This window comes from Azospira oryzae (assembly GCF_004217225.1).
Taxonomy (GTDB): domain Bacteria; phylum Pseudomonadota; class Gammaproteobacteria; order Burkholderiales; family Rhodocyclaceae; genus Azospira; species Azospira oryzae.
Window position 1 is genome coordinate 25,202 of sequence record NZ_SHKM01000003.1, and the last position, 20,647, is coordinate 45,848.

The following is a 20,647-nucleotide window of genomic DNA, read 5'->3' on the forward strand; positions in this document are numbered from 1 at the left end:
AGGGACCCCCGAACTGCCATGACCGCCGGCTACATCCCGAAAGAAAAGCTGACCGCCTACGAGCGCTGGGAGCTGGCCGCCTTCGACGAGCCGGAGACGCCACCGGCCCCCGAACCGGAGCCGGAACCGCCGCCCCCGGCCGAGGAGCCGCCCCCCCCGGCAGCCGAGCCGGAAGAGACCATTCCCTTCCCCACGGCGGAAGAGATCGAGCGCATCCACACCGAGGCCCACGAGGCCGGCTACAACGCCGGCTACGAGGAAGGCGCCGCCCGCGCCAAGGCTGAGGCCGAGCGCCTGGACAACCTCATTCACAGCCTGGCCCAGTCGCTGCAGGTGCTGGACCAGGACATCGCCGACCAGTTGCTGGGACTGGGTCTGGAAATCGCACGCCAGGTCACCCGCAGCGCCCTCAAGGTCAAACCGGAACTGCTGCTGCCGGTGGTCAGGGAAGCCCTGGCCGCCCTGCCCGTCAGCCATGCCCATCCGACCCTGACCCTGCATCCGACGGATGCCGCCCTGTTGCGCGAGCACCTGGGGGAACAGATCAGCCACGGCGGCTGGCGACTGCTGGAAGACCCGGACATGGAAGCCGGCGGCTGCCGGGTCCAGGCCGGCGCCAGCGACATCGACGCCACCCTGGCCACCCGCTGGAAACGGGTCCTGGAAGCCATCGGCACCGAGCAGGACTGGTTCCAGGGTTAAGCCCGGAGCACCCCCTTGAGCACCCCGCCCCCCTCCTCCCTGGCCGTGTGGCAACAGTTCCTGGCGAACTGCACCGAAGCGGCCGGCAATACCCATCCCCTGATGCCCGCGGGTCATCTGACCCGCATCAACGGACTGGTGATGGAGGCGGCCGGCCTCAAGCTGCCCCTGGGCAGTTCCTGCCGCGTCCTGCCTCCGGGCGGTTCGCCGGTGGAGGCGGAGGTGGTCGGTTTCAACGGCGAGAAGCTCTTCCTCATGCCGTCGGACGACGTCTATGGGCTGTCCCCGGGTGCCGCCGTGGTGGCCCTGGAAACCCCTTCGCCGCCCCCCCTGGTCGGCAAGCCGCCCCCCTTCCGCCGCCGTTCAGTGGACAAGGCCAAGCTGGTTCCGGTCGGCATGGGCCTTCTGGGACGGGTGGTCGATGGCGCCGGCCGTCCCCTGGACGGCCTCGGCCCCCTCCACGCGGAAGCCCTGCGCCCCCTGCACAGCCGGCCGGTGAACCCCATGTCCCGGGCTCCCATCAGCCGCACCCTGGATGTGGGCGTACGCGCCATCAACGGCCTGCTCACCGTCGGCCAGGGCCAGCGGATGGGCCTCTTCGCCGGTTCCGGCGTCGGCAAATCGGTGCTGCTGGGCATGATGGCCCGCTACACCGAGGCCGAGATCATCGTCGTCGGCCTGATCGGCGAACGGGGCCGGGAAGTGAAGGAGTTCATCGAGCAGATCCTCGGGGAAGAAGGCCGGCGCCGTTCCGCCGTCATTGCCGCCCCCGCCGACACCAGCCCCCTGATGCGCCTCCAGGGCGCCGCCTACGCCACCTCCGTGGCCGAATATTTCCGCGACCAGGGCAAGCAGGTGCTGCTGATCATGGATTCCCTCACCCGCTATGCCATGGCCCAGCGGGAAATCGCCCTGGCCATTGGCGAGCCCCCGGTGACCCGGGGCTATCCGCCCTCCGTCTTCGCCCGCCTGCCCCAGCTGGTGGAGCGGGCCGGCAACGGCCCGGACGGCGGCGGTTCCATCACCGCCTTCTACACCGTCCTGGCGGAAGGGGACGATCAGCAGGACCCCATCGCCGACTCGGCCCGAGCCATCCTCGATGGCCACATCGTGCTCAATCGCCAGCTGGCCGACGCCGGCCACTATCCGGCCATCGACATCGAGCAATCCATCAGCCGGGCCATGGTGAACCTGATCACCCCGGCCCAATTCGACCTGGTACGGCGTTTCAAGCAGCTCTATTCCCGCTACCAACGCTCCCGGGACCTGATCGCCGTCGGCGCCTATGTCGCCGGCTCGGACCCCATGGTGGACCAGGCCATCCAGCTGATGCCCCTGCTGGAAAAGTTCCTGCAACAGGACCTCTCCGACCGCTCCAGCATTGAAGCCACCCTGGCCATGCTGCAACAGATATTTCCAAGCATCGGCTAGTTTCCCTTTCCCCATACTCTAGAATGGGGAACATGGACTGGAACCGCCAATGACCAAGCCTTTCACCCTGCAACCCCTGCTGGAACTGATGCAGAACCGGGCCGACGAAGCCAGCAAGGAACTCGGCCGGCGTATTGCGGCCGAGCAGGACACCAAGGCCAAGCTGAACATGCTGATCCAGTACCGGGACGAGTACGCCGAACGCTTCCGCCAGGCCTCGGCCCAGGGTCTGAGCCCGGCAGGCTGGCGCAACTTCCAGGAATTCATCGGCCGCATTGATGAGGCCATCGCCCAGCAGCGGGTCGTGGTATTGACCTCGGAACAGCACACGGCGGCAGGCCAGGCCGAATGGCTGGCCCACCACCACAAGCTAAAAGCCATCGACACCCTGGCCGAACGCCATCTGGCTGCCGAACTGCAACGGGAAATGAAGCAGGACCAAAAGCAGCAGGATGAATTTTCGGCCCGCAAGGCCCGTTCCGATCAATCCGACGCAGCCTGACTCCCTGGCACGGGGATTGCTCATCCATCGACAGTTCCGATTTGCGGATGAGAGATAACCATGCCCAGCCCCGCCGTTGCCGCCCCCGTCAATATGCCTCCCGCCATGGCAGGGGCCGCCAATGCAGCCGCTGCCGCTTCTAGTGCTAGCACCAGCGGCGATGCATCGGCTTCGGCGGCGATCAATGGCCCGATTGGCGCCGATTTCGCCGCCCTGCTTCTGGCCCAGATGGGTACTGCGGTAGAAATGGTGGCGGGTGGCGACATCGCCGCCAATACCGAGTCCGCTGAATTGACGGAAGAAACAACCGACCCCACCGCCAACGCCAGCGACATGTCGGCATTGTTTGCCGCCCTCGCCTTTACGCAGACCCAGCCGACAACACCGGCAGCCCCGATTCTGGCCAAGGAAGCCGGCAACGGCCCGCTGACAGCGCCGGAACTCAAGATCGGCGAGGGCACCGGTAGCGCCAAGGGAGCCGATCCCCTGGCAGCACAAGCAGAGGGTGGAGTGCCATCCCCAGTCATCGGCGGTAGCGCTGCGGAGAACAGCGGCAACGATTTTGGCAACAAGCCTGGCGGCAAAGCGGCAAACATTGCCGCCTTCGACACCACACTGAAGCAAATCGAGGCCAAAACGGACATTTCCGCCCCCGTGCTGCCGGATGCACCGCCGGCCGTGCATGCCGCCCATCAGGCCCACGGCAGCGCCAATACGACTTCCTCCGTGACCCAGGCCCGGGTCGACACGCCGGTGCGGGACCCGGCCTTTGGCCAGGAATTCAGCCAGAAAATCGTCTGGCTTGCCGGCCAGGACAAGCAGTCCGCCCAGCTGACCCTGAATCCGCCCCAGTTGGGACCGGTGGAAGTCAGCCTGAAGATCAGTGGCGACCAAGCCACCGCCGTCTTCTCCTCACCCCACGCCGAGGTGCGTGAAGCCATTGAAGCCGCCCTGCCTCGTCTGCGCGAAATGATGGGCTCGGCCGGTCTGGAGCTGGGACAGGCCAACGTCAGCAGCCAGTCTTTCCAGCAGCAGCAACAGGAACAGGCCGCCCAGAACCAGGCCGGCGCCTCCCGGGGCGGCAGCACAGGCGGTATACTTGCGGAAGGTGGCAATGAACCGGCTGCAACTACAGGTACCGTGATTCGCCAGAGCAACGGCCTGGTGGACACCTTTGCCTGAGACAGACGGCCCTGCCGATAAAAACACGACCGCCAAAGCGGCATGACAAATAGAGGAGTCCACTATGGCGAAAGCCGAGGCCAAACCGGCCGCTGAAGGTGAACAGGCGCCAAAGAAAAAGGGCAAGCTGCTCATCATCATCATCGCTGCTGTCGTCCTGCTCGGCGCCCTGGGTGCGGGGGCCTTCTTCATGCTCGGCTCCTCCAACCATGATGAGGACGAAGAGGTCGCCGCCGATGCACCCAAGGCCAAGAAGAAGAGCGGCAAGGAATCCCCGCCTGTCTATGTGGCCCTGGAGAACTTTACGGTCAATCTGGTGCCCGACCAGGGAGAGCAGTATCTCCAGGTGGCGGTATCCATCGAACTGGGCGATGCTGCGGCCGGTGAGCAGATCAAGCTGCACATGCCCAAACTACGCAACAAGGTGATGCTGCTGCTGTCGAGCAAGAAAGGCTCCGACCTGGTTTCCAAGGAAGGCAAGGAAACCCTGGCCGAGGAAATGAAACAGGAAATGAACGGCGTTCTCGACCCTGCAGGCAAGGGTAAGGACGGCCCCATCAAGGAAGTGCTTTTCACCTCCTTCATCATTCAGTAGAAACCGGAACCCAATGTCCCAGGATTTCCTGTCCCAGGAAGAGGTCGACGCCCTGCTCAAGGGCGTGACCGGCGAAAGCGACGAACCGGAGCAATCCGGCGACGCCGAGGCCGGCGTTCGCGCCTACAACCTGGGCACGCAGGAACGCATCGTGCGTGGGCGCATGCCCACCATGGAGCTGATCAACGAGCGCTTCGCCCGTTATCTGCGCATTGGCCTGTTCAACTACATGCACCGCAACGCCGAAATTTCGGTGGGGCCCATCAAGGTGCAGAAGTACAGCGAGTTCATCCGCAATCTGGTGGTGCCGACCAACCTCAACCTGGTGTCGGTCAAACCCCTGCGCGGCACGGCCCTGGTGATCTTCGATCCCAACCTGGTGTTCCTGGTGGTGGACAACATGTTCGGCGGCGACGGTCGCTTCCATACCCGGGTCGAAGGGCGGGACTTCACCGCCACCGAGCAGCGCATCATCCAGGGCATGCTCAACGTGGTTTTCGGCGAATACGAGCGTTCCTGGAAGCCGGTGCACGAACTGAAGTTCGAGTACATCCGCTCGGAAATGAATTCCCAGTTCGCCAACATCGCCACCCCTTCCGAAATCGTCGTTTCCACCTCCTTCACCCTGGAATTCGGCGGCGCCACTGCCGACATGCACATCTGCATGCCCTATTCCATGGTGGAACCGATCCGGGACCTGCTCTACAGCACCATGCAGAGCGACCAGCTGTCCACCGACAAGCGCTGGGTGGGCACCCTGCGCCGGCAGTTGCAGACGGCGGAAGTGGAGCTGGTGGCAAATCTGGCCCATGCCACGGTTTCGCTGCGGCAGGTACTGAAGATGAAACCGGGCGACGTCATTCCGGTAGTCATTCCCGAAGTCCTGAACGTGGAGGTCGATGGTGTCGCCATCATGGAATGCAAATACGGCCAGCAGAGCAACCAGTACGCTCTCAAGGTAGAACGATTCATCGCGGCGGATAACCCCGACGCCCCGCAGGGAGAAGCCAATGGCTGACGAAAACACCGAGAACCCCCAGGACGCGGCCGACGCCATCGGCGAAGACGATTGGGCCGCCGCCATGGCCGAGCAGGCCATCGCGGAAAGCACCCCGGAAACCCCGGCAGCCCAGCCGGCCGACATCTTCCAGTCCTTCGGCGGTGCCGATGCCCAGAGCGGCATGATGCGCGAGCTGGACATGATCCTGGACATCCCGGTGCAACTCACCGTGGAGTTGGGCCGGACCAAGATCACCATCAAGAACCTGCTGCAACTGGCCCACGGCTCCGTGGTGGAACTGGATGCCCTGGCCGGCGAACCCATGGATGTGCTGGTCAACGGCACCCTCATCGCCCAGGGGGAAGTGGTGGTGGTTAACGATAAGTTCGGTATCCGCCTGACGGACATCATCACGCCCTCCGAACGCATGCGCAAACTGGGCCGCTGACACCAGCAGCCACCGCTTCGGCGTCGAACCGCCCTCATCCACAGGTGAGCGGCGGTTTTTTATTTCCGGTGCATGGATTAACATAGCGGCCATCCTTACCGGGAATCCGGCCCTTCATGCCGCCGCCCTGCGGCTTCAACCCATATCGACGCCCGTGCCCCAACACCCCCGCATTCCTTCGACCACGGCAGGCCTCCTGACCTTGCTGGCGCCGACGCTGGCCCTGGCCCAGAGCGCCCCGGCAGCAGCTCCCGGCGTCTCCGGCAGCAGCGTCGTGCAGGCCTTTGTCGGTCTGCTCATCATCGTTGGCCTGCTGCTGCTCGCCGCCTTTTTCATGCGCCGGATCTATGGCGGCCGCCCCTTTGGTCAGGGCCCCATGAAGTTGCTGGGCGGCATCGCCGTCGGCAACCGGGAGCGCATCCTGCTGGTGGAAGTCCAGGACACCTGGCTCATCATCGGTCTCGCCCCCGGCCAGATCCGCACCCTGCACACCCTGCCCAAGGGCGAACTGCCCCAGGGGGCAACCGGTCTGCCCGGTACTCAACCCTTTGCCCACTGGCTGAACCAGGTGATGGCACGTAAAACCGATAGTACTCAATGAATCTCGCAAAACTCCGGCCCCTGCTGCTGCTCGGCATCCTGCTGGCCCCCGCGGTCGCCCTGGCCCAGGCCGGCGGCCTACCGGCCTTCAGCAGCACCCCCGCCCCCGGCGGCGGACAGAATTACACCCTGTCCATCCAGACCCTGCTGACCCTTACGGCCCTTACCTTCATTCCGGCCGTACTGCTGATGATGACCGCCTTCACCCGCATCATCATCGTCCTTTCCATGCTGCGCCATGCCATGGGCCTGCAGACCACGCCGCCCAACCAGGTGCTGCTGGGACTGGCCCTCTTCCTCACCTTTTTCGTCATGTCCCCGGTGGCCGACCGGGTCTATACCGAAGCCTACGTGCCCCTGGCGGAAAACAAGATCACTTTCCTGCAGGCCCTGGAAAAGGCCGAGCAACCGGTGCGGGGCTTCATGCTGAAGCAGACCCGGGAAGCCGACATCGCCCTCTTCGCCGGATTTGCCGGCATCAAGAACATCGAGAGCCCGGACAAGGTGCCCCTGCGCATTCTGGTCCCGGCCTTTGTCACTTCGGAACTGAAAACGGCCTTCCAGATCGGCTTCATCATCTTCATCCCCTTCCTCATCATCGACATGGTGGTGGGCAGCGTCCTGATGTCCATGGGCATGATGATGATGTCCCCGGTCATGGTGGCCATGCCCTTCAAGATGATGCTGTTTGTCCTGGTGGACGGCTGGCATCTGGTGCTCGGCTCCCTCGTCCAGAGCTTCGCCACATGACCCCCGAAACCGTCATGAACATCGGCCGCCAGGCGGTGGAGGTGACCATCCTGGTTTCCTCACCCGTGTTGCTGGTAGCGCTGGTGGTGGGCCTGTTGATCAGTATCTTCCAGGCAGCCACCTCCCTCAACGAAACCACCCTGTCGTTCGTACCCAAGATCATTGCCATGTTCCTGACGCTGATCTTCGCCGGCCCCTGGATGCTGCAGATGATGACTGACTACATCCAGCGCCTCTATTCCAGCATCCCGAGCCTGATTGGATGATCAGTTTTACCTCCGCGGAACTGAATGCCTGGATTGCGGCCTTCATCTTTCCCCTGGTCCGCATCCTGGCCTTCGTCGCAGCGGCACCGGTATTCAATAATGCGGCGGTGCCGCGGCGTGTTCGCCTGATCCTCGGGCTGGCACTAAGCGCAGCAATCATCCCCGCGGTACCAGCTCTGCCTCCCATCGAACCGGCTTCAGGCATAGGTTTGGCGATCCTGGCCCAGCAGCTATTGATCGGAATCGCCCTGGCGACGGTCATGCGTTTCGTTTTTGCCGGCATCGGCCTGGCCGGCGAACTGATGAGTTTTCAGATGGGACTTGGTTTTGCCACCCTGTACGACCCGCAAAGCACGGCCCAGACAGGTGTTGTCGCCGAGGTGGTCACCCTATGCGCAACCATGGTTTTTCTCGCACTGAACGGACATCTGCTCATGATTGCCGGGCTGGTCGAGAGCTTCCAGAGCATCCCCATCGCCACCCCATCGGTCAGCGCCGGACTGTGGCTGAACCTGGCCGAAGCAGGTGCCAAGGTGTTCAGCATCGGCCTGCTGCTGTCATTGCCGGTCGTTATAGCCCTGATGATTACCAACCTCGCCTTGTCCATCCTCTCCAAGGCGGCGCCCCAACTCAACCTGATGGCGGTTGGTTTCCCTATCACTTTGACCATTGGACTGGGCACCCTGGCGTTGACCCTGCCCTATATGGTGCCGCCGCTGACCCGTATCTTCGACGAAGGATTCCGCCTGATGCTGGAGGTATTCGTCCCCATCAAGCCATAGCAAGCCCACTCAATCAGGGGTTGCTACGGGCCATCTGCACCAGCCCTTGGGCATACCGTTGTGCGATCGGCGTCGAAGATTCGATACCCTCGACATAATCCACCACCCGATAAGAAGCAAAGCCGTTTTCCCGCCGCAGTTGCTCTGCCCGCCGCTTGATGACCATCATGGCCTCACCGGAACCGCCGGTGTGGAAACGCTTCATCTTCAGGTCCAGCACATAGACGTTGTCCGCCACCTTGGCCTCCACCACTTCCCAGTTCGGCGCCAGAGGGTCGTAGATGTTGTAGAGAATCCAGGCACCTGCGCCAGTAAGAACGATCTTCTCCAGGGAATAGGAGATGGTTTCGCTCAGCTTAATCTGTGCATTGGGTAGCAGAGAGGACTTGTGGGGATACGATCCGCCGACGCTGTCCCATCTGGCGCAACCCGCCAGCAAAAGACTGCCGGCAAGTGCAGTAACAAGCAGCTTACCCATCACAGCATGCTGAACAGGCTGAGGCTGGAGACACTCATAAAGGCCTTTTGAGAAGCCTGGAGCTGGACCTGCTGCTTGCTCAGATCAGAAAGAGCAGAAGCGTAGTCCAGATCCCGCAAATCCGAAATGATTGAGGAATACTGGATGTCGATATCGGAACTGGCGCTGGCCAGCGAGTCAAGTTCGCCGAGCTTCGCACCCACAGTGGAACGCACGCTGACCGCATTGTCCTTGGCCGCATAGAGGTCATCCAGCGCACTGCTAATGGCACCGGGGAGGGCTGCTGCTGCTGCCGGATTATTGGCCACAGGCGTTTTCAATGTATCAATCAGGTTCTTCATGGTATCGAAGACACTCTGGTCTGACACGTTGCCATTGCGGTCCCGAACGCGCATGAAAATATCGACACCGGACTCGGTAATTTCCATTTGCCGGGAAGCATCCACCTGCAATTCACGGGTACCCTGGTCGCCAGCAAAAGTTACGTAAGGATTGGCGTTGTTATAGGGACCGGTATTGGCAGTGATGCTGAAAGGACGGACAGTGGATTGATAACCGGAGAACAGGTAGTGGCCATTGCCATCCTGGCTGTTGCTCAGGGCCACCATCTCATCCAGACGAACCTGCAGCTCTTCTGCAATCGCGGCCCGGTTGGCATCATTGAGGGTCGTGTTGCCGGCCTGGATGGTCTTATCCAGGACTTCCTGCAACACATTGACGGCGCTATTGAGCTGGGTTTCCACAAGCTTCAGGCTATCCTTGGCCTGGCCCTGGTTCTCCATGTAGCGCTTGTTCACCTCTTGTGCCTGGGTATTGATCAGCACCTGGGACGCGGCGACAGGATCATCCTCCGGCGTCACCACCCGGCGTCCGGAGGTAATCTGGTTATAGGTCTTGAGTTGGGCCGCCTGATTGTTCAGGATGCCGTTGGTCCCCGAACTGTAGATCATGTTGGTACTGATACGCATGATGGCTGCTCCTTAATCGCCGGCTGTCAATCAGCTGCGAATGGATAGAATCGTGTTGAACAGGTCGGAGGCAATGCTGATCATCTTGGCCGAAGCCTGATAGGCCTGCTGATACTTCAACAGGTTCGAGGCTTCTTCATCCAGGTTGACTCCCGACTGGCCTTCCCGGGCGGCAACCCCTTGATCCACCAAGGCTTGTTGCGCATCGCGGGTCACCTGGGTTTCCCTGGTCTTGTTGCCAATGGTACTGACCAGGCGGGCATAGGAAGCCTGATAGGTACTAGCGCCGCCATCCACCGTCCCCTGGGTCTGCAACTGCCCCAGCAGGTTTGCGTTACGGCCGTCAGAAACCCCGCCGGAATTGCGGTCCAGGGTGAAAGTATCGTTATCGGCCGGGTTGCCGCTGATTTCAAAAGAAATCCCGTTGATCGTGTATTTGGTCGAAGGGTTGTTATAGGGAACCGAGCCGGCAGAAACCGTATTGGTTCCGGATGCATCGGTATAGGTCACTGTCAAAGCCGTCGGCACGCCACCGATGGAAAAAGACAGGTTGCCCCCATTGAAGGTCATGGTGATGGTGCCTGCAGGCGCTGCCGCAGGATCCGTATATCCGGGTGAAACGGTACTGGAAGAAATGACACCGCTGCCGGTATTACTGCTGCCGGAGCCGGAACGTACCGGCTGGGCAGCAGCAAAGAGGCGGGAATCCGCAGCGATTGCCTGGTTGACCGAAATATTCCGGGCAATTTCCCGGGTCGGCTGAATCAGGAACGAATCACCTGCTGCGATACCGGCGCTGATCGAAAAGTTGATACCGTCGCTGGCGCCAACCGTCGCCGACAGTGCATTGGGATCAGCATCGCTCCATTGCTTGTTGTCAGCCAAGCGCGTCAGGGTGTAGTTCGCTCCATCGTAGGTCAGGCGATAGTCGCTGGCGGTGATGTTGGTCGCGTAATGGGCCGACGTCATGTCCAGGGTCGTACCGGTATCGGCGTAAACCTGCTGCACCAGCGAGTTCAAGTCGGTATAGCCCGGCCACTGAGTACCATCGGAAGCACGAACGGCCGTGTAGGTTCCCGCGGTCTTATCGTAGGTCAGGCTGAACGCCCCGCCATTGAGAACCATGGGCGGCGGATTGACGAAGCTGGCGCTGACTGTGGCGGTTCCCGTGTTGAGGGCATTGGCCCAGGACTTGGGGTCGGAAATATTGAAAAAGTCCGCATTGAAATCCGCGTCGCCGGCCACGTTGCCCAGCATGTCCTGGCCCAAGGCGTGCTGGGCATTGAACGTCAGCGCCAAGGAAGCAGCCACCTGACCGAGGGAGTTGGCGGCTTTGTCGAGAGACTCGCTGCGGAAGGCCAGCAAGCCCCCCAGGTTGCCTCCGGTCACCAAGTATTCTGGTAGTTCCTGAACACCACCCACGGTACGCATGCCAACCACCATCCGCTGGGGGTCGGCAACAGAAGGCTGCACCGCCAGGGTACTGGCCTTGGTACCGACCACCAGTTGCTGGCCGGTACCAAAAAATACGCTGATCGCGCCGTTGGAGTCTTCGGAGGTAGTGACCCGCACTTCCTTGTTCAACTCGGCAATAAGCTGGTCTCGCTCGTCCAGCAGGGCATTGGCGGGCTGGTTGACGGCAGCCTGGGCAGAGATGATGCGCTCGTTCAGCTCGGCAATCTGGGTCGCATAGGAATTGATGGCGGAAACCGTACTTTCCAGCTGGCTATTCACACCGGAATACATTGCCGTGAGCCGGGACTCCAGATTCTGCAGCCGGGAGGTAAAGGTCTTGGCCGAGGACACCAGGGCATCTCGGGAAGTGGTCAGGGCCGGGTTGGAGGCCACGGTTTGCACCCCCTTGAACAGATCCTGCAGGGTCGGCGACAGGCCGGCCTTCTCGTCGGCCAGCATGTTATCGATCTGCTTGATCTGATCGTAGTACTTGGATAACTCGCTGGCCTTGGTCTGGGACTGGTTGATCTGATTAGTCACCACCGAGTTGTAGATGCGGGTAACGGTATCGACCCGGGTTCCCTGGCCGATGAAGCCGGCACCGGTGGCAATGGAAATGTTGTTGGACTGGCCGATGCGCTGCCGGTTGTAGCCCGGGGTATCGACGTTGGCGATGTTATTGCCGGTCGTCAGCAGCCCCATCTGGGCGGCATTGATGCCGGTGATACCGATACCGAATAATCCGTTGGACATAGCGCACCTCGATTCCTGCCGTATTTAACGGCGAACTACCGCAAAAATTGAGGCAGGTCAGCCCTGAAGGGCCTGGCGCAAGGTGGGTCCATTGATGATGCGGCCTAGTTTGTCCGCATACATTGGGTCCGTGGCGTATCCTGCCTGTTGCAGAGATCGAGCAAACTCCATGCCATCCTGTTGCCCCAAGGCTCCCGCAAAGCGGGGGCGCTGCAGCAGGTTGGCATAGTCACGGAAGGCCTCGGCATAGGAACCGTAGGCACGGAATTTTTCCTTAGAGGTCTGGGCAACCCCATTCACATATTCGGTAGTGGCCGCCTCGACGGTAGCACCCTGCCAGCTTTTGCCGGCTTTGACGCCAAACAGGTTATAGCTGGAAGATCCATCCGCCCGACGTATTTCAGATTTTCCCCAACCGGTTTCCAACGCCGCATGAGCCACCAGGAAATGGGCTGGCACACCGGTAGCCTGGGAGGCCTCTACCGCATGGGGCCATAGCCGATTGACGAAATCCTTGCCACTCGAAGAGGCGGAGGAGGACGCCCCAGGCGTCACCTGCGCGGCAGATTCGGCACTAGCAGCGGCAGGAATTGCCGAAGCGGTACGGGCTGCATTTCTTGCCGCAATCTGCTCCCTGGCCAGGGCAAGTGCCTGACGCATGGTCTCAGGCGACGAAAGGGCCGAAACAGGGGCAACACCCGCAGATAAAGACGAGGAAGAGGGGCTCGTCGGATTATCGGCATCCGGCGGCAAAAAACGCCCCATCTGCTGTTCAATCAGTTTGGCAAACCCCAACTGCCCGGAGGACGACAGTTTCTGGGCCATTTGCTGGTCCAGCATCGACGTGTAGAAGCGGGACTGGTCGCTGTCAAACAAACCATCCTGGGGCAGGGTGTCGCGCATGCTCTTCAACATCATGTTGAGGAACAGGGACTCGAACTGCTCCGCCACCTGCTTCAGACCCTCGCGCGGGTTCTGTTTCAGTTTCAGGCGCAGGTCATCCGACTGTCGCACATCGACAGCCAGACGGGAGGCGGAGAGGTCACCGGATTTCATGATGGGTCAGATTTTAGGCGGTCCGCAGTTGCAGGTCACCCATCAAATCACTTCCAGTTCGGCACGCAGAGCACCAGCCGCTTTCATGGCCTGCAGAATAGCCAGCAAATCCTGGGGATTGGCGCCCAAGGCATTGAGGGCCTTGACCACGTCTGCCAGATTGGCACTGGCCTTCACGCTCTGCAGCGCCCCGGCATCCTGCTTGATCTGGATGTCCGCCTGGTTGGTCACCGTGGTCTGCCCGCCTGACAAGGCGTTGGGCTGGCTGACGTTCGCCTGGTTACCGATCACGACATTGAGATTGCCGTGGGCGACGGCGCAGGCATCCACATTGACCGACTGATTCATCACCACGGAACCGGTCCGGGCATTGACGATCACCTTGGCCGGCAACTTCATCGGCTGCACATCCAGGTTTTCCACCCGGCCCATAAAAGCCACCCGGGCATTAGGGTCCTCCGGCGCCCGCACCTGGATCATGCGTCCATCCAAAGCTTGAGCCACCGGACCGAAGTCCCGCGCCATCTCGCGATTGATTGCATCCACGATACGCTGAGCCGTACCGAAATCGCTGGTGTTCAGCTCGTAATGGACGAACGGTCCTTGACCCACCGGGGTCGGCACAGAGCGCTCGACAGTGGCACCGCCAGCGACGCGCCCGGCAGAAAGGTGATTGATCTGGGCCGAGGAACCTCCGGCAGAAGCTCCGGCACCGCCAACCACCACATTACCCTGGGCCATGGCGTAGACGTTGCCGTCAGCCCCCTTTAGAGGCGTCATCACCAGGGTACCGCCACGCAGGCTCTTCGCATTCCCCATGGAAGACACCGTAATGTCGATCTGTTGCCCAGGCTTGGCAAAGGGCGGCAATACGGCCGTCACCATCACGGCGGCGACATTACGCAACTGCAAGGACTGGCCGGGCGGCAAGGTCACCCCCAGTTGGGACAGCATGTTGATGATGCTCTGGACGGTAAAAGGCGTCTGGGTCGTTTGGTCACCGCTGCCATCCAAACCCACGACCAGACCATACCCCACCAGCTGGTTGTTACGCACCCCCTGAACGCTGGCCAGGTCTTTGATGCGCTCGGCCTGAGCCGGTTGCGGCAAGAACGGCAAAAGGGAGGCGGCAACAATTGCCACCCCCCGCATGGTTTTCCCAATATTCATTGCCATGGTCCTTCTCCCGCGTTTTCTCCTAGAACGGGATAAAGGTAAGGAAGAATCGTGCCAACCAGCCCATGACCTGGGCTTCATTGATAATGCCGGAGGACTTGTACTCAATCCTGGCATCGGCCATCTGGGAGGAATTAACCGCATTGGCCGCTGTGATCATATAAGGATTGACCACCCCGGAGACCCGGACAAACTCCTGCCCCTGGCCAATCGCCACCTGCTTCTCCCCGGACACCAGCAGATTGCCATTGGGCAGAACCTCGATCACGGTGGCAGTCATGGTCCCGGTAAAGACATTGCTGCTGCCGGACTCGCCCTTGCCATCAAAGGTGTTGGAACTACTGGTCTGGGCATTCAAGCCCTGGAAGGACTTGCCCGGCACACCGGCCAGGGCGGTAACGGAAGCGTTGATGGCCCCGGTTTTCTCGGCACTGGTGTTGCCCTTGATGGAGGCCTGGGTGTTTTCCACGATATTGACGACGATGGTATCGCCGACAAAACGGGCCCGACGATCCTCGAACAGGGGACGGCTGGCAGTCTGCATGAAGATGCCGCCGTTGTTGGTCGCCAAGTCGTTGCGGGGCTGGGGCCTGGCAGTCATGGGCTGGTGCACATTGGTCGGCGGCACGGAGGCGCAGCCGGAAAGCAATGTCAGCAATCCAATAATGAACGGCAGGGACAGTTTCATGGCTTTTCTCCCTGGTGGCTTACATCTGGGTCAGACGACTAAGCATCTGGTCGGAGGTGGAAACCACCTTGGAATTGAGTTCGTAGGCCCGCTGGGTCTGGATCATGGTCACCAGTTCCTCGGCCACATTCACGTTTGAGGTTTCCACGTACTTCTGGTTGAGCACGCCGAGGCCATTGGTTCCCGGCGTGTTGGGCGTAGGCGTGCCGCTGGCTGCGGTTTCCAGGAAGAGGTTTTCCCCCACGCTCTGCAAGCCAGCCGGATTGATGAAACTAACCAACTGCACGGAGCCGATCTGGACCGCTGCGGTATTTCCCGGCTGGGTCACGCTGACCGTACCATCCTTGGCAATGGTGACGGAGAGAGCATTCTGGGGAATGGTGATATTCGGCTGCAGGGGATAGCCGCTGGCCGTCACCATCTGCCCCTGATTGTCCTTATGGAAGGAACCGTCACGGGTATAGGCCGTGGAGCCATCCGGCATCAGAATCTGGAAAAAACCGGCGCCGTTGATGGCCACGTCCAGATCATTTCCTGTCTGCTGCAAATTGCCCTGGGTGTGGATGCGCTCAGTGGACACCGGCTTAACACCGGTACCCAATTGCAGGCCGGCGGGAATCTGGGTCTGCTGGGAGGATTGGGCACCAGGCTGACGCATGGTCTGATAGAGCAGATCCTCGAACACCGCCCGGGACTTCTTGAAGCCATTGGTGGAAGTGTTCGCCAGGTTGTTGGCAATCACGTCCATCTGCATCTGCTGGGCATCGAGGCCGGTGCGGGCAATCCAGAGTGAGCGGATCATTTGTTATTCCTTGCGTTGGCCAATATTAGCGGGCGGCGGTCAGCAACTGGCCAGCGGCCTTGGCGTTGGCATCTGCGTTCTGCAGCATCTTCATTTGCATATCGAACTGGCGGGCAATGGAAATCATGTTAACCATGGCATCCACTACATTGACGTTGCTGCCTTCTAGGGTTTCCGGCGCCAGGCGCACATTGGCATCCAGATTGGCCGGCTGGCCGTTCTTCTGGCGAAACAGGCCGTCAGCGCCCCGCTCAAGCTGATCCTCAGGGGGATTCACCAACTTCATGCGGGCCACGATATTGGTGGTGTTGGGCACCCCAAAGGTGGGGACCACGGAAATCGTGCCATCCGGCGCCACCGAAATACTGGAATCCGGCGGAATGCTGATGGGACCGCCTTCGCCGAGCACATTCTGACCATCTTTGGTCTGCAATTGACCGTTGGCATTCACGTCCAGGCTGCCCGCCCGGGTGTAGGCCTCCTTGCCATCGGCGCCCTGGACGGCAATCCAGCCCTTGCCCTGCACGGCCACATCCAGGGAACGGCCGGTATACATCATGGGCCCCTGATCCATCACATCCTTGACCGAAGCATCCACGGTAAAGGTGCGGGTGGCGAACCCCTCCCCTTGCACCGGCACAGCCCGAAAATGGTGCTCCTGGGAACGATAGCCGGTGGTGGCTGCATTCGCCAGGTTGTGGGCCACGCCAGCCTGCCGCATGAAGGCATGCTTGGCGCCGGTCATGGAGGTGTAGATCAGACGATCCATGGAAGTTCAGTCCAGTCGCTCAGATATTCACGGATCAGCGCAGATTGACGATGGTCTGCATGATCTGATCCTGGGTCTTGATGGTCTGGGAGTTCGCCTGGTAGTTGCGCTGCTGGGTAATCATCTTCACCAGTTCGGACGTCAGATCCACATTGGACTCTTCCACTGCATTCGATTGCACTTCCCCCAGACGACCGGTGCCCGGAGCATCCACCGTCGGCTGTCCGGAGATGGAGGTTTCGATCCACTGGTTGCCGCCGATAGACTGCAAACCATTCGGATTATCGAAACTCGCCAGCACCATCTGGCCTACATTACGTGTCTGGCCGTTGCTATAGCGGCCCTGGATAACGCCATCCTTGCCGATATTCAGGCCAGCCAGGTTGCCGGAGCTGTAGCCGTCCTGAACCCGCCGGTTGGTTGCAAAAGCATCACTGTACTGGGTCGTGCCCGCCAGGTTCAGGTTGAATGTCATGGGGCTCGTGGCCCCCCAGCTCACGCGCCCCAGATTAGCTGCAACCTGGTCCAGATCAATGGACACCGGAATCTCGGGCAATGTCCCGCCAGCCGCGGGGTTAGGTACCACAGCGGTACCATTGATCGTTGACAGTTGACCGTTGGAGTCAAAGACAATGGAAACTGGCGTCGCCAGGTTAGGCGTATCGCCGGCACCATCCATTGCAGTGCCGTCCACGTTGGTATAGAGATCCCACGCCCCGGGGGTGACGCCTGACTTGACGAAATACATCGTCATGGTATGGGCATTTCCCAAGGAGTCGTAAATCGTCAGACCCGTCTGGTAGTTAAAACCATCCGGGGAAATATTCGGCACCGTACCTGCCCCGACAGCCCAGGTTTTGGCGGGCGCATCAGAATTCAAATTGACGGCAACTTGTGCGCCAGCATACTCCCCGCCGGTACTGGTGCCGGTCGCCACCGGCGACAATTTCAGCAGATCGGCCGTAACCTGAAGCTCCTGCGGATTCTGCTGCCGGATGGAACCGTCCATGCCGGCCGGATAACCCGTCAAGCGCAGATTCTGGTCATTGACGATATAGCCGTTCTTGTCCAGGTGGAACTGGCCATTGCGGCTGTAGCTGATTGCGCCGTTCTGGCTGAGCCGGAAGAAGCCGTTGCCGTTGATGGCAATGTCCAGGGTATTGTTGGTGGTGGACACGTTGCCTTGAGTAAATTGCTGGACGATCCCTGCCAGGTTGGTACCGATACCCACCTGGTTGGCACCACCTGCCCCGAGGGTCGACGCGTAGACATCGGCGAAATGCGCATCCGCAGACTTGAAGCCGACAGTGCTGGAGTTGGCGACGTTGTTACCGATAACGTCCAGCGCTTTGGAAGAGGTATTGAGGCCACTCAAGCCTTGTTGGAATGCCATATTGTTCTCCTGTCTTTACAGAATCTGGCGAACGTCGTCGTAGTTGATCAAGGTCCCGGTTCCCACATCCAGCTGGAAACCGCTGGTCCCACGGACTACAGCAGAAACTGTGCCAACCTGTAGTGGCTGAGACGTGACCTTGGTATCGCCTTTGGTCGCCTCCACCGTCACCGTGTACACACCATTGGCAGAGACAGTGCCGGCCTCATTCTTTCCATCCCAGGCATACAGGTGGCTGCCGGCCTTGGTTGCTCCCATATCCACTTTATTGACCACCACGCCATCGGCATTCTTGATGGTCAGCACCACCTTGTCGGCATCGCTTTCCAACTCGAAACCACCGACAGCCTGACCATCAGTGAGGCCAATATTGCCGCCGGGCACCAGGACATTTTTGCCGAGCATTGCCGCCGCCTGCATGGACTGGCCATCGTCGTAGATGTTGAGAACCTTCTCCAGGGTGGAGTTGAGCTTTTCAATGCCGCTGACGGTGTTGATCTGGGCCAGCTGGCTGGTCATTTCCGCGCTCTGCATCGGATTCAACGGATCCTGGTTCTGCAGTTGGGTCACCAGCATGGTCATGAACTGGCTCTGGATGTCGTCAGCCGTCGTGGACTTTTTGCTCGTCGTCTTATCGGTCGCCACGCCATTCAGAGAGGCATACGGGTCCGTAATGGCGGTATTGGAAGAAGTACTGGTTGCCATGTTGCTCTCCTAAATCTGGTTACTGGCCCATGGCCAAGGTACGCATCAACAGGGTTCTGGCCGTATTCATTACGTCGGCATTGCTCTGGTAGGAGCGGGAGGCGGAAATCATATTGACCATCTCCTCCACCACATCCACATTGGGCATGGAGACATAGCCCTCGGCATTGGCGGCCGGATTTTTGGGGTCGTAAACCATCCTGGGCGGCGCCGCACTCTCCACCACCTGTTTCACCCTCACTCCCTGGGCCGACTCATTGCCCATGGGCGTAGCTTCGAATACCACCTGCTTGGCGCGATAGGGAGTGCCATCGGCACTGGTAATGCTGTCTGCGTTGGCCATGTTGGAAGCAACTGCATTCAGACGCACAGACTGGGCCGTCAGAGCGCTACCGGCCACATGGAACATGTTGAAAATACTCATGAACTAGACTCCTTACTGTCCGCTCTGGCCTTGAATCGCCGACAACATGGTCTTGAACTGACCACCGATGAACTGCAGACTCGCCTCGTACTGGACAGCGTTCTCGGCAAATTTGGCGCGCTCGATATCCATATCAACGGTATTGCCGTCAGCGCTGGGCTGATTGACCGTGCGATACATCAGGGAAGCGGGGCCTGCACTGCTGGTGCCAGAAATATGCCGGGGCGAGGTGGTACTCATGCCCAGGTCGGACTGCCCCTTGCCGGCCAAGGCATTTTGCAAGGCAGAGTTGAAATCAATGTCCCGCGCCTTGAAATTCGGGGTGTCCGAATTGGCAATATTGGCAGCCAGCACCTGTTGGCGATAGGCACGCAGCCCCAACGCCTGGCGGTTGAAATTTATGGTTTGATCAAGTTTGCTGACCATGGCTGCCATCCGGAAATAATTAGCTGAGCTAGCAATGCACTTTTCGTGCCACACAAAACCACCCCTCTGGGGCAAGAAATTACAGAGGGGGGCGCAACAACCAGCCATGTTTCGGCAACTTTTGCCGCCTGGAGTACCCCGCCATTCCCTGTCCTAAGGCAAAATAGCGACATGCTGCTCCCTTTCAGAATCTTTGCCCTTATCCCCACCTTAGTGCTGGCGCTGACCCTGCATTTGCAGATCGGCAATGCCCATGCCCAAACGCCTACGCAGAATGGGGACGTAGTCATCAACGCGGTGGACCAATTTCTCCGCACCCAGACCAAAGGGCTCCCGGGGCGGGTCCAGTACACCATCACACCTCTCGACAGCCGCACCCAGCTAGCCGCCTGCCCTGCGGTTGAGGCCTTCCTTCCCCCGGGCGCCCGCCTCTGGGGGCGCATTTCAGTAGGGGTAAAGTGCCTCGGCGATGCCGGCTGGAGCATCTATGTGCCGGTCCAGGTCAGCGTCACAGCCAACTACCTGGTGGCCGCCCGCCCCCTCTCACCCGGGCAACCCCTCACTCTCAATGATGTCGTTGCCCAGAGCGGCGACCTGGCCGGATTACCAAGCGGCGTCGTAACAGATGTACAGCAGGCCGTCGGCAAGACCTTGCGTAATGCCATTTCCGCCGGCCAACCTTTGCGGGCCGAGATGCTGATGGCGCCGCTGGTCGTTCAACAGGGTCAAACCGTAAAGATCATGTCCCGTGGCTCTGGCTTTTCCGTAACCAGCGAAGGGCGCGCCATGAACAACGCAGCCGAAGGTCAGATCGCCCAGGCACGCCTGGCCAACGGACAAACGGTGAGCGGCATTGCCCGGCCCGGCGGCATCATTGAGATCGGCCACTAGCCGCAGCCGGACAAGATTCAATGCCATCAGCCACACAAAAAAAACGCTAAAGTTTCTGCAGGTTTGTGCCGTTAAATCCAGCAAGATGAAAGCCTGAAAGGGTTCGCCGTGAAAATTGAATCGTCTCTCGCGCCCGCCGGCACCCCCGGGGTTGATACGCAGAAGCGCACGACCAAGCCACAGACCAAGACCGAAGCCAGTTCCGGGGATGTGCAATTGAGTTTCGCCGGACGGCTGCAGTCCCTGGAAGAGCAGGGCAACGCTCCGGTGGACAATGCCAAGGTAGCCGCTATCAAGCAGGCCATTGCAGAAGGGCGCTTTTCCATCAACGCCGACGCCATTGCGGACCGCCTGATTAATTCGGCACAAGAATTGCTGAGGAAGCAGGACCAATCCTGATCCGGC

25 protein-coding genes are annotated in these 20,647 nt (G+C 60.4%); 13 read left to right on the forward strand and 12 right to left on the reverse strand.

The features are described from left to right. Positions 1–18: 18 nt before the first annotated feature. The 11 genes from EV678_RS13870 to fliR all read left to right on the forward strand — a co-directional run bounded on the left by EV678_RS13870 (position 19) and on the right by fliR (position 8,258). Entirely contained in the window at positions 19–702 is a 684-nt protein-coding gene (locus tag EV678_RS13870) for a flagellar assembly protein FliH (protein WP_014236838.1), read from the forward strand. 15 nt (positions 703–717) lie between these two features. Next, a complete protein-coding gene (gene fliI, locus EV678_RS13875; protein WP_014236837.1) occupies positions 718–2,133 on the forward strand; it encodes a flagellar protein export ATPase FliI in 1,416 nt (471 codons plus the stop codon). A 49-nt stretch (positions 2,134–2,182) separates the two neighbouring features. Beyond that, on the forward strand, positions 2,183–2,635 hold the full coding sequence (gene fliJ, locus EV678_RS13880) for a flagellar export protein FliJ (RefSeq protein WP_014236836.1): 453 nt from the start codon (positions 2,183–2,185) through the stop codon (positions 2,633–2,635). Positions 2,636–2,695: 60 nt separating this feature from the next. Beyond that, positions 2,696–3,817, forward strand: a complete 1,122-nt coding sequence (locus tag EV678_RS13885) for a flagellar hook-length control protein FliK (RefSeq protein WP_130459958.1) — start codon at positions 2,696–2,698, stop codon at positions 3,815–3,817. A gap of 64 nt (positions 3,818–3,881) precedes the next feature. Beyond that, the gene (gene fliL / locus EV678_RS13890; RefSeq protein WP_014236834.1) at positions 3,882–4,412 is read left to right on the forward strand and encodes a flagellar basal body-associated protein FliL; all 531 of its coding nucleotides are present in this window, start codon (positions 3,882–3,884) and stop codon (positions 4,410–4,412) included. Between the two features lie 13 nt (positions 4,413–4,425). After that, a complete protein-coding gene (gene fliM / locus EV678_RS13895) occupies positions 4,426–5,430 on the forward strand; it encodes a flagellar motor switch protein FliM (protein WP_014236833.1) in 1,005 nt (334 codons plus the stop codon). Continuing rightward, on the forward strand, positions 5,423–5,860 hold the full coding sequence (gene fliN, locus EV678_RS13900; RefSeq protein ID WP_014236832.1) for a flagellar motor switch protein FliN: 438 nt from the start codon (positions 5,423–5,425) through the stop codon (positions 5,858–5,860). The genes fliM and fliN overlap by 8 nt, the downstream gene beginning before the upstream one ends. 154 nt (positions 5,861–6,014) lie before the next feature. Next, complete coding sequence (fliO, locus tag EV678_RS13905) at positions 6,015–6,461, forward strand: flagellar biosynthetic protein FliO (RefSeq protein WP_130459959.1); 447 nt, start codon at positions 6,015–6,017, stop codon at positions 6,459–6,461. Further along, on the forward strand, positions 6,458–7,210 hold the full coding sequence (fliP, locus tag EV678_RS13910) for a flagellar type III secretion system pore protein FliP (protein WP_014236830.1): 753 nt from the start codon (positions 6,458–6,460) through the stop codon (positions 7,208–7,210). The genes fliO and fliP overlap by 4 nt, the downstream gene beginning before the upstream one ends. Continuing rightward, positions 7,207–7,476: a flagellar biosynthesis protein FliQ gene (gene fliQ, locus EV678_RS13915; protein WP_014236829.1), complete on the forward strand. Its 270-nt coding sequence runs from the start codon at positions 7,207–7,209 to the stop codon at positions 7,474–7,476. Before fliP ends, fliQ begins: the two co-directional genes overlap by 4 nt. Continuing rightward, the gene (gene fliR, locus EV678_RS13920) at positions 7,473–8,258 is read left to right on the forward strand and encodes a flagellar biosynthetic protein FliR (RefSeq protein ID WP_130459960.1); all 786 of its coding nucleotides are present in this window, start codon (positions 7,473–7,475) and stop codon (positions 8,256–8,258) included. Before fliQ ends, fliR begins: the two co-directional genes overlap by 4 nt. 13 nt (positions 8,259–8,271) lie before the next feature. Here fliR and EV678_RS13925 read toward each other — a convergent pair whose 3' ends face one another. The 12 genes from EV678_RS13925 to flgB are packed head-to-tail and all read right to left on the reverse strand — an operon-like array spanning position 8,272 to position 19,351. Then, the gene (locus tag EV678_RS13925; RefSeq protein ID WP_130459961.1) at positions 8,272–8,736 is read right to left on the reverse strand and encodes a hypothetical protein; all 465 of its coding nucleotides are present in this window, start codon (positions 8,734–8,736) and stop codon (positions 8,272–8,274) included. Continuing rightward, positions 8,736–9,704, reverse strand: coding sequence for a flagellar hook-associated protein FlgL (gene flgL, locus EV678_RS13930; RefSeq protein ID WP_130459962.1), 969 nt, complete (start codon positions 9,702–9,704; stop codon positions 8,736–8,738). The genes EV678_RS13925 and flgL overlap by 1 nt, the downstream gene beginning before the upstream one ends. Positions 9,705–9,734: 30 nt before the next feature. Next, on the reverse strand, positions 9,735–11,912 hold the full coding sequence (flgK, locus tag EV678_RS13935; RefSeq protein WP_130459963.1) for a flagellar hook-associated protein FlgK: 2,178 nt from the start codon (positions 11,910–11,912) through the stop codon (positions 9,735–9,737). Between the two features lie 57 nt (positions 11,913–11,969). Beyond that, the gene (gene flgJ, locus EV678_RS13940) at positions 11,970–12,968 is read right to left on the reverse strand and encodes a flagellar assembly peptidoglycan hydrolase FlgJ (protein WP_130459964.1); all 999 of its coding nucleotides are present in this window, start codon (positions 12,966–12,968) and stop codon (positions 11,970–11,972) included. A gap of 42 nt (positions 12,969–13,010) precedes the next feature. Further along, complete coding sequence (locus tag EV678_RS13945; RefSeq protein ID WP_412784077.1) at positions 13,011–14,144, reverse strand: flagellar basal body P-ring protein FlgI; 1,134 nt, start codon at positions 14,142–14,144, stop codon at positions 13,011–13,013. 22 nt (positions 14,145–14,166) lie between these two features. Then, positions 14,167–14,832, reverse strand: a complete 666-nt coding sequence (locus EV678_RS13950; RefSeq protein ID WP_014236822.1) for a flagellar basal body L-ring protein FlgH — start codon at positions 14,830–14,832, stop codon at positions 14,167–14,169. A 19-nt stretch (positions 14,833–14,851) separates the two neighbouring features. After that, positions 14,852–15,634 (reverse strand): flagellar basal-body rod protein FlgG, encoded by a 783-nt coding sequence (gene flgG / locus EV678_RS13955; protein WP_014236821.1) that lies wholly within the window; start codon positions 15,632–15,634, stop codon positions 14,852–14,854. A 25-nt stretch (positions 15,635–15,659) separates the two neighbouring features. After that, positions 15,660–16,403, reverse strand: a complete 744-nt coding sequence (gene flgF / locus EV678_RS13960; RefSeq protein ID WP_130459965.1) for a flagellar basal-body rod protein FlgF — start codon at positions 16,401–16,403, stop codon at positions 15,660–15,662. A gap of 34 nt (positions 16,404–16,437) precedes the next feature. Further along, on the reverse strand, positions 16,438–17,796 hold the full coding sequence (gene flgE / locus EV678_RS13965) for a flagellar hook protein FlgE (RefSeq protein WP_130459966.1): 1,359 nt from the start codon (positions 17,794–17,796) through the stop codon (positions 16,438–16,440). A 15-nt stretch (positions 17,797–17,811) separates the two neighbouring features. Then, positions 17,812–18,501, reverse strand: a complete 690-nt coding sequence (locus EV678_RS13970; RefSeq protein ID WP_130459967.1) for a flagellar hook assembly protein FlgD — start codon at positions 18,499–18,501, stop codon at positions 17,812–17,814. A gap of 19 nt (positions 18,502–18,520) precedes the next feature. After that, complete coding sequence (gene flgC, locus EV678_RS13975) at positions 18,521–18,925, reverse strand: flagellar basal body rod protein FlgC (RefSeq protein WP_014236817.1); 405 nt, start codon at positions 18,923–18,925, stop codon at positions 18,521–18,523. A 12-nt stretch (positions 18,926–18,937) separates the two neighbouring features. Further along, a complete protein-coding gene (gene flgB, locus EV678_RS13980; protein WP_014236816.1) occupies positions 18,938–19,351 on the reverse strand; it encodes a flagellar basal body rod protein FlgB in 414 nt (137 codons plus the stop codon). A gap of 171 nt (positions 19,352–19,522) precedes the next feature. Here flgB and flgA point away from each other — a divergent pair, with 171 nt between their 5' ends. Both flgA and flgM read left to right on the forward strand, forming a co-directional pair. Further along, positions 19,523–20,242 carry a flagellar basal body P-ring formation chaperone FlgA gene (gene flgA, locus EV678_RS13985; RefSeq protein ID WP_014236815.1) on the forward strand — a complete coding sequence of 240 codons (720 nt, stop codon included), beginning with the start codon at positions 19,523–19,525 and terminating at the stop codon, positions 20,240–20,242. A gap of 108 nt (positions 20,243–20,350) precedes the next feature. Next, the gene (gene flgM / locus EV678_RS13990; RefSeq protein ID WP_014236814.1) at positions 20,351–20,641 is read left to right on the forward strand and encodes a flagellar biosynthesis anti-sigma factor FlgM; all 291 of its coding nucleotides are present in this window, start codon (positions 20,351–20,353) and stop codon (positions 20,639–20,641) included. Positions 20,642–20,647: the final 6 nt, after the last annotated feature.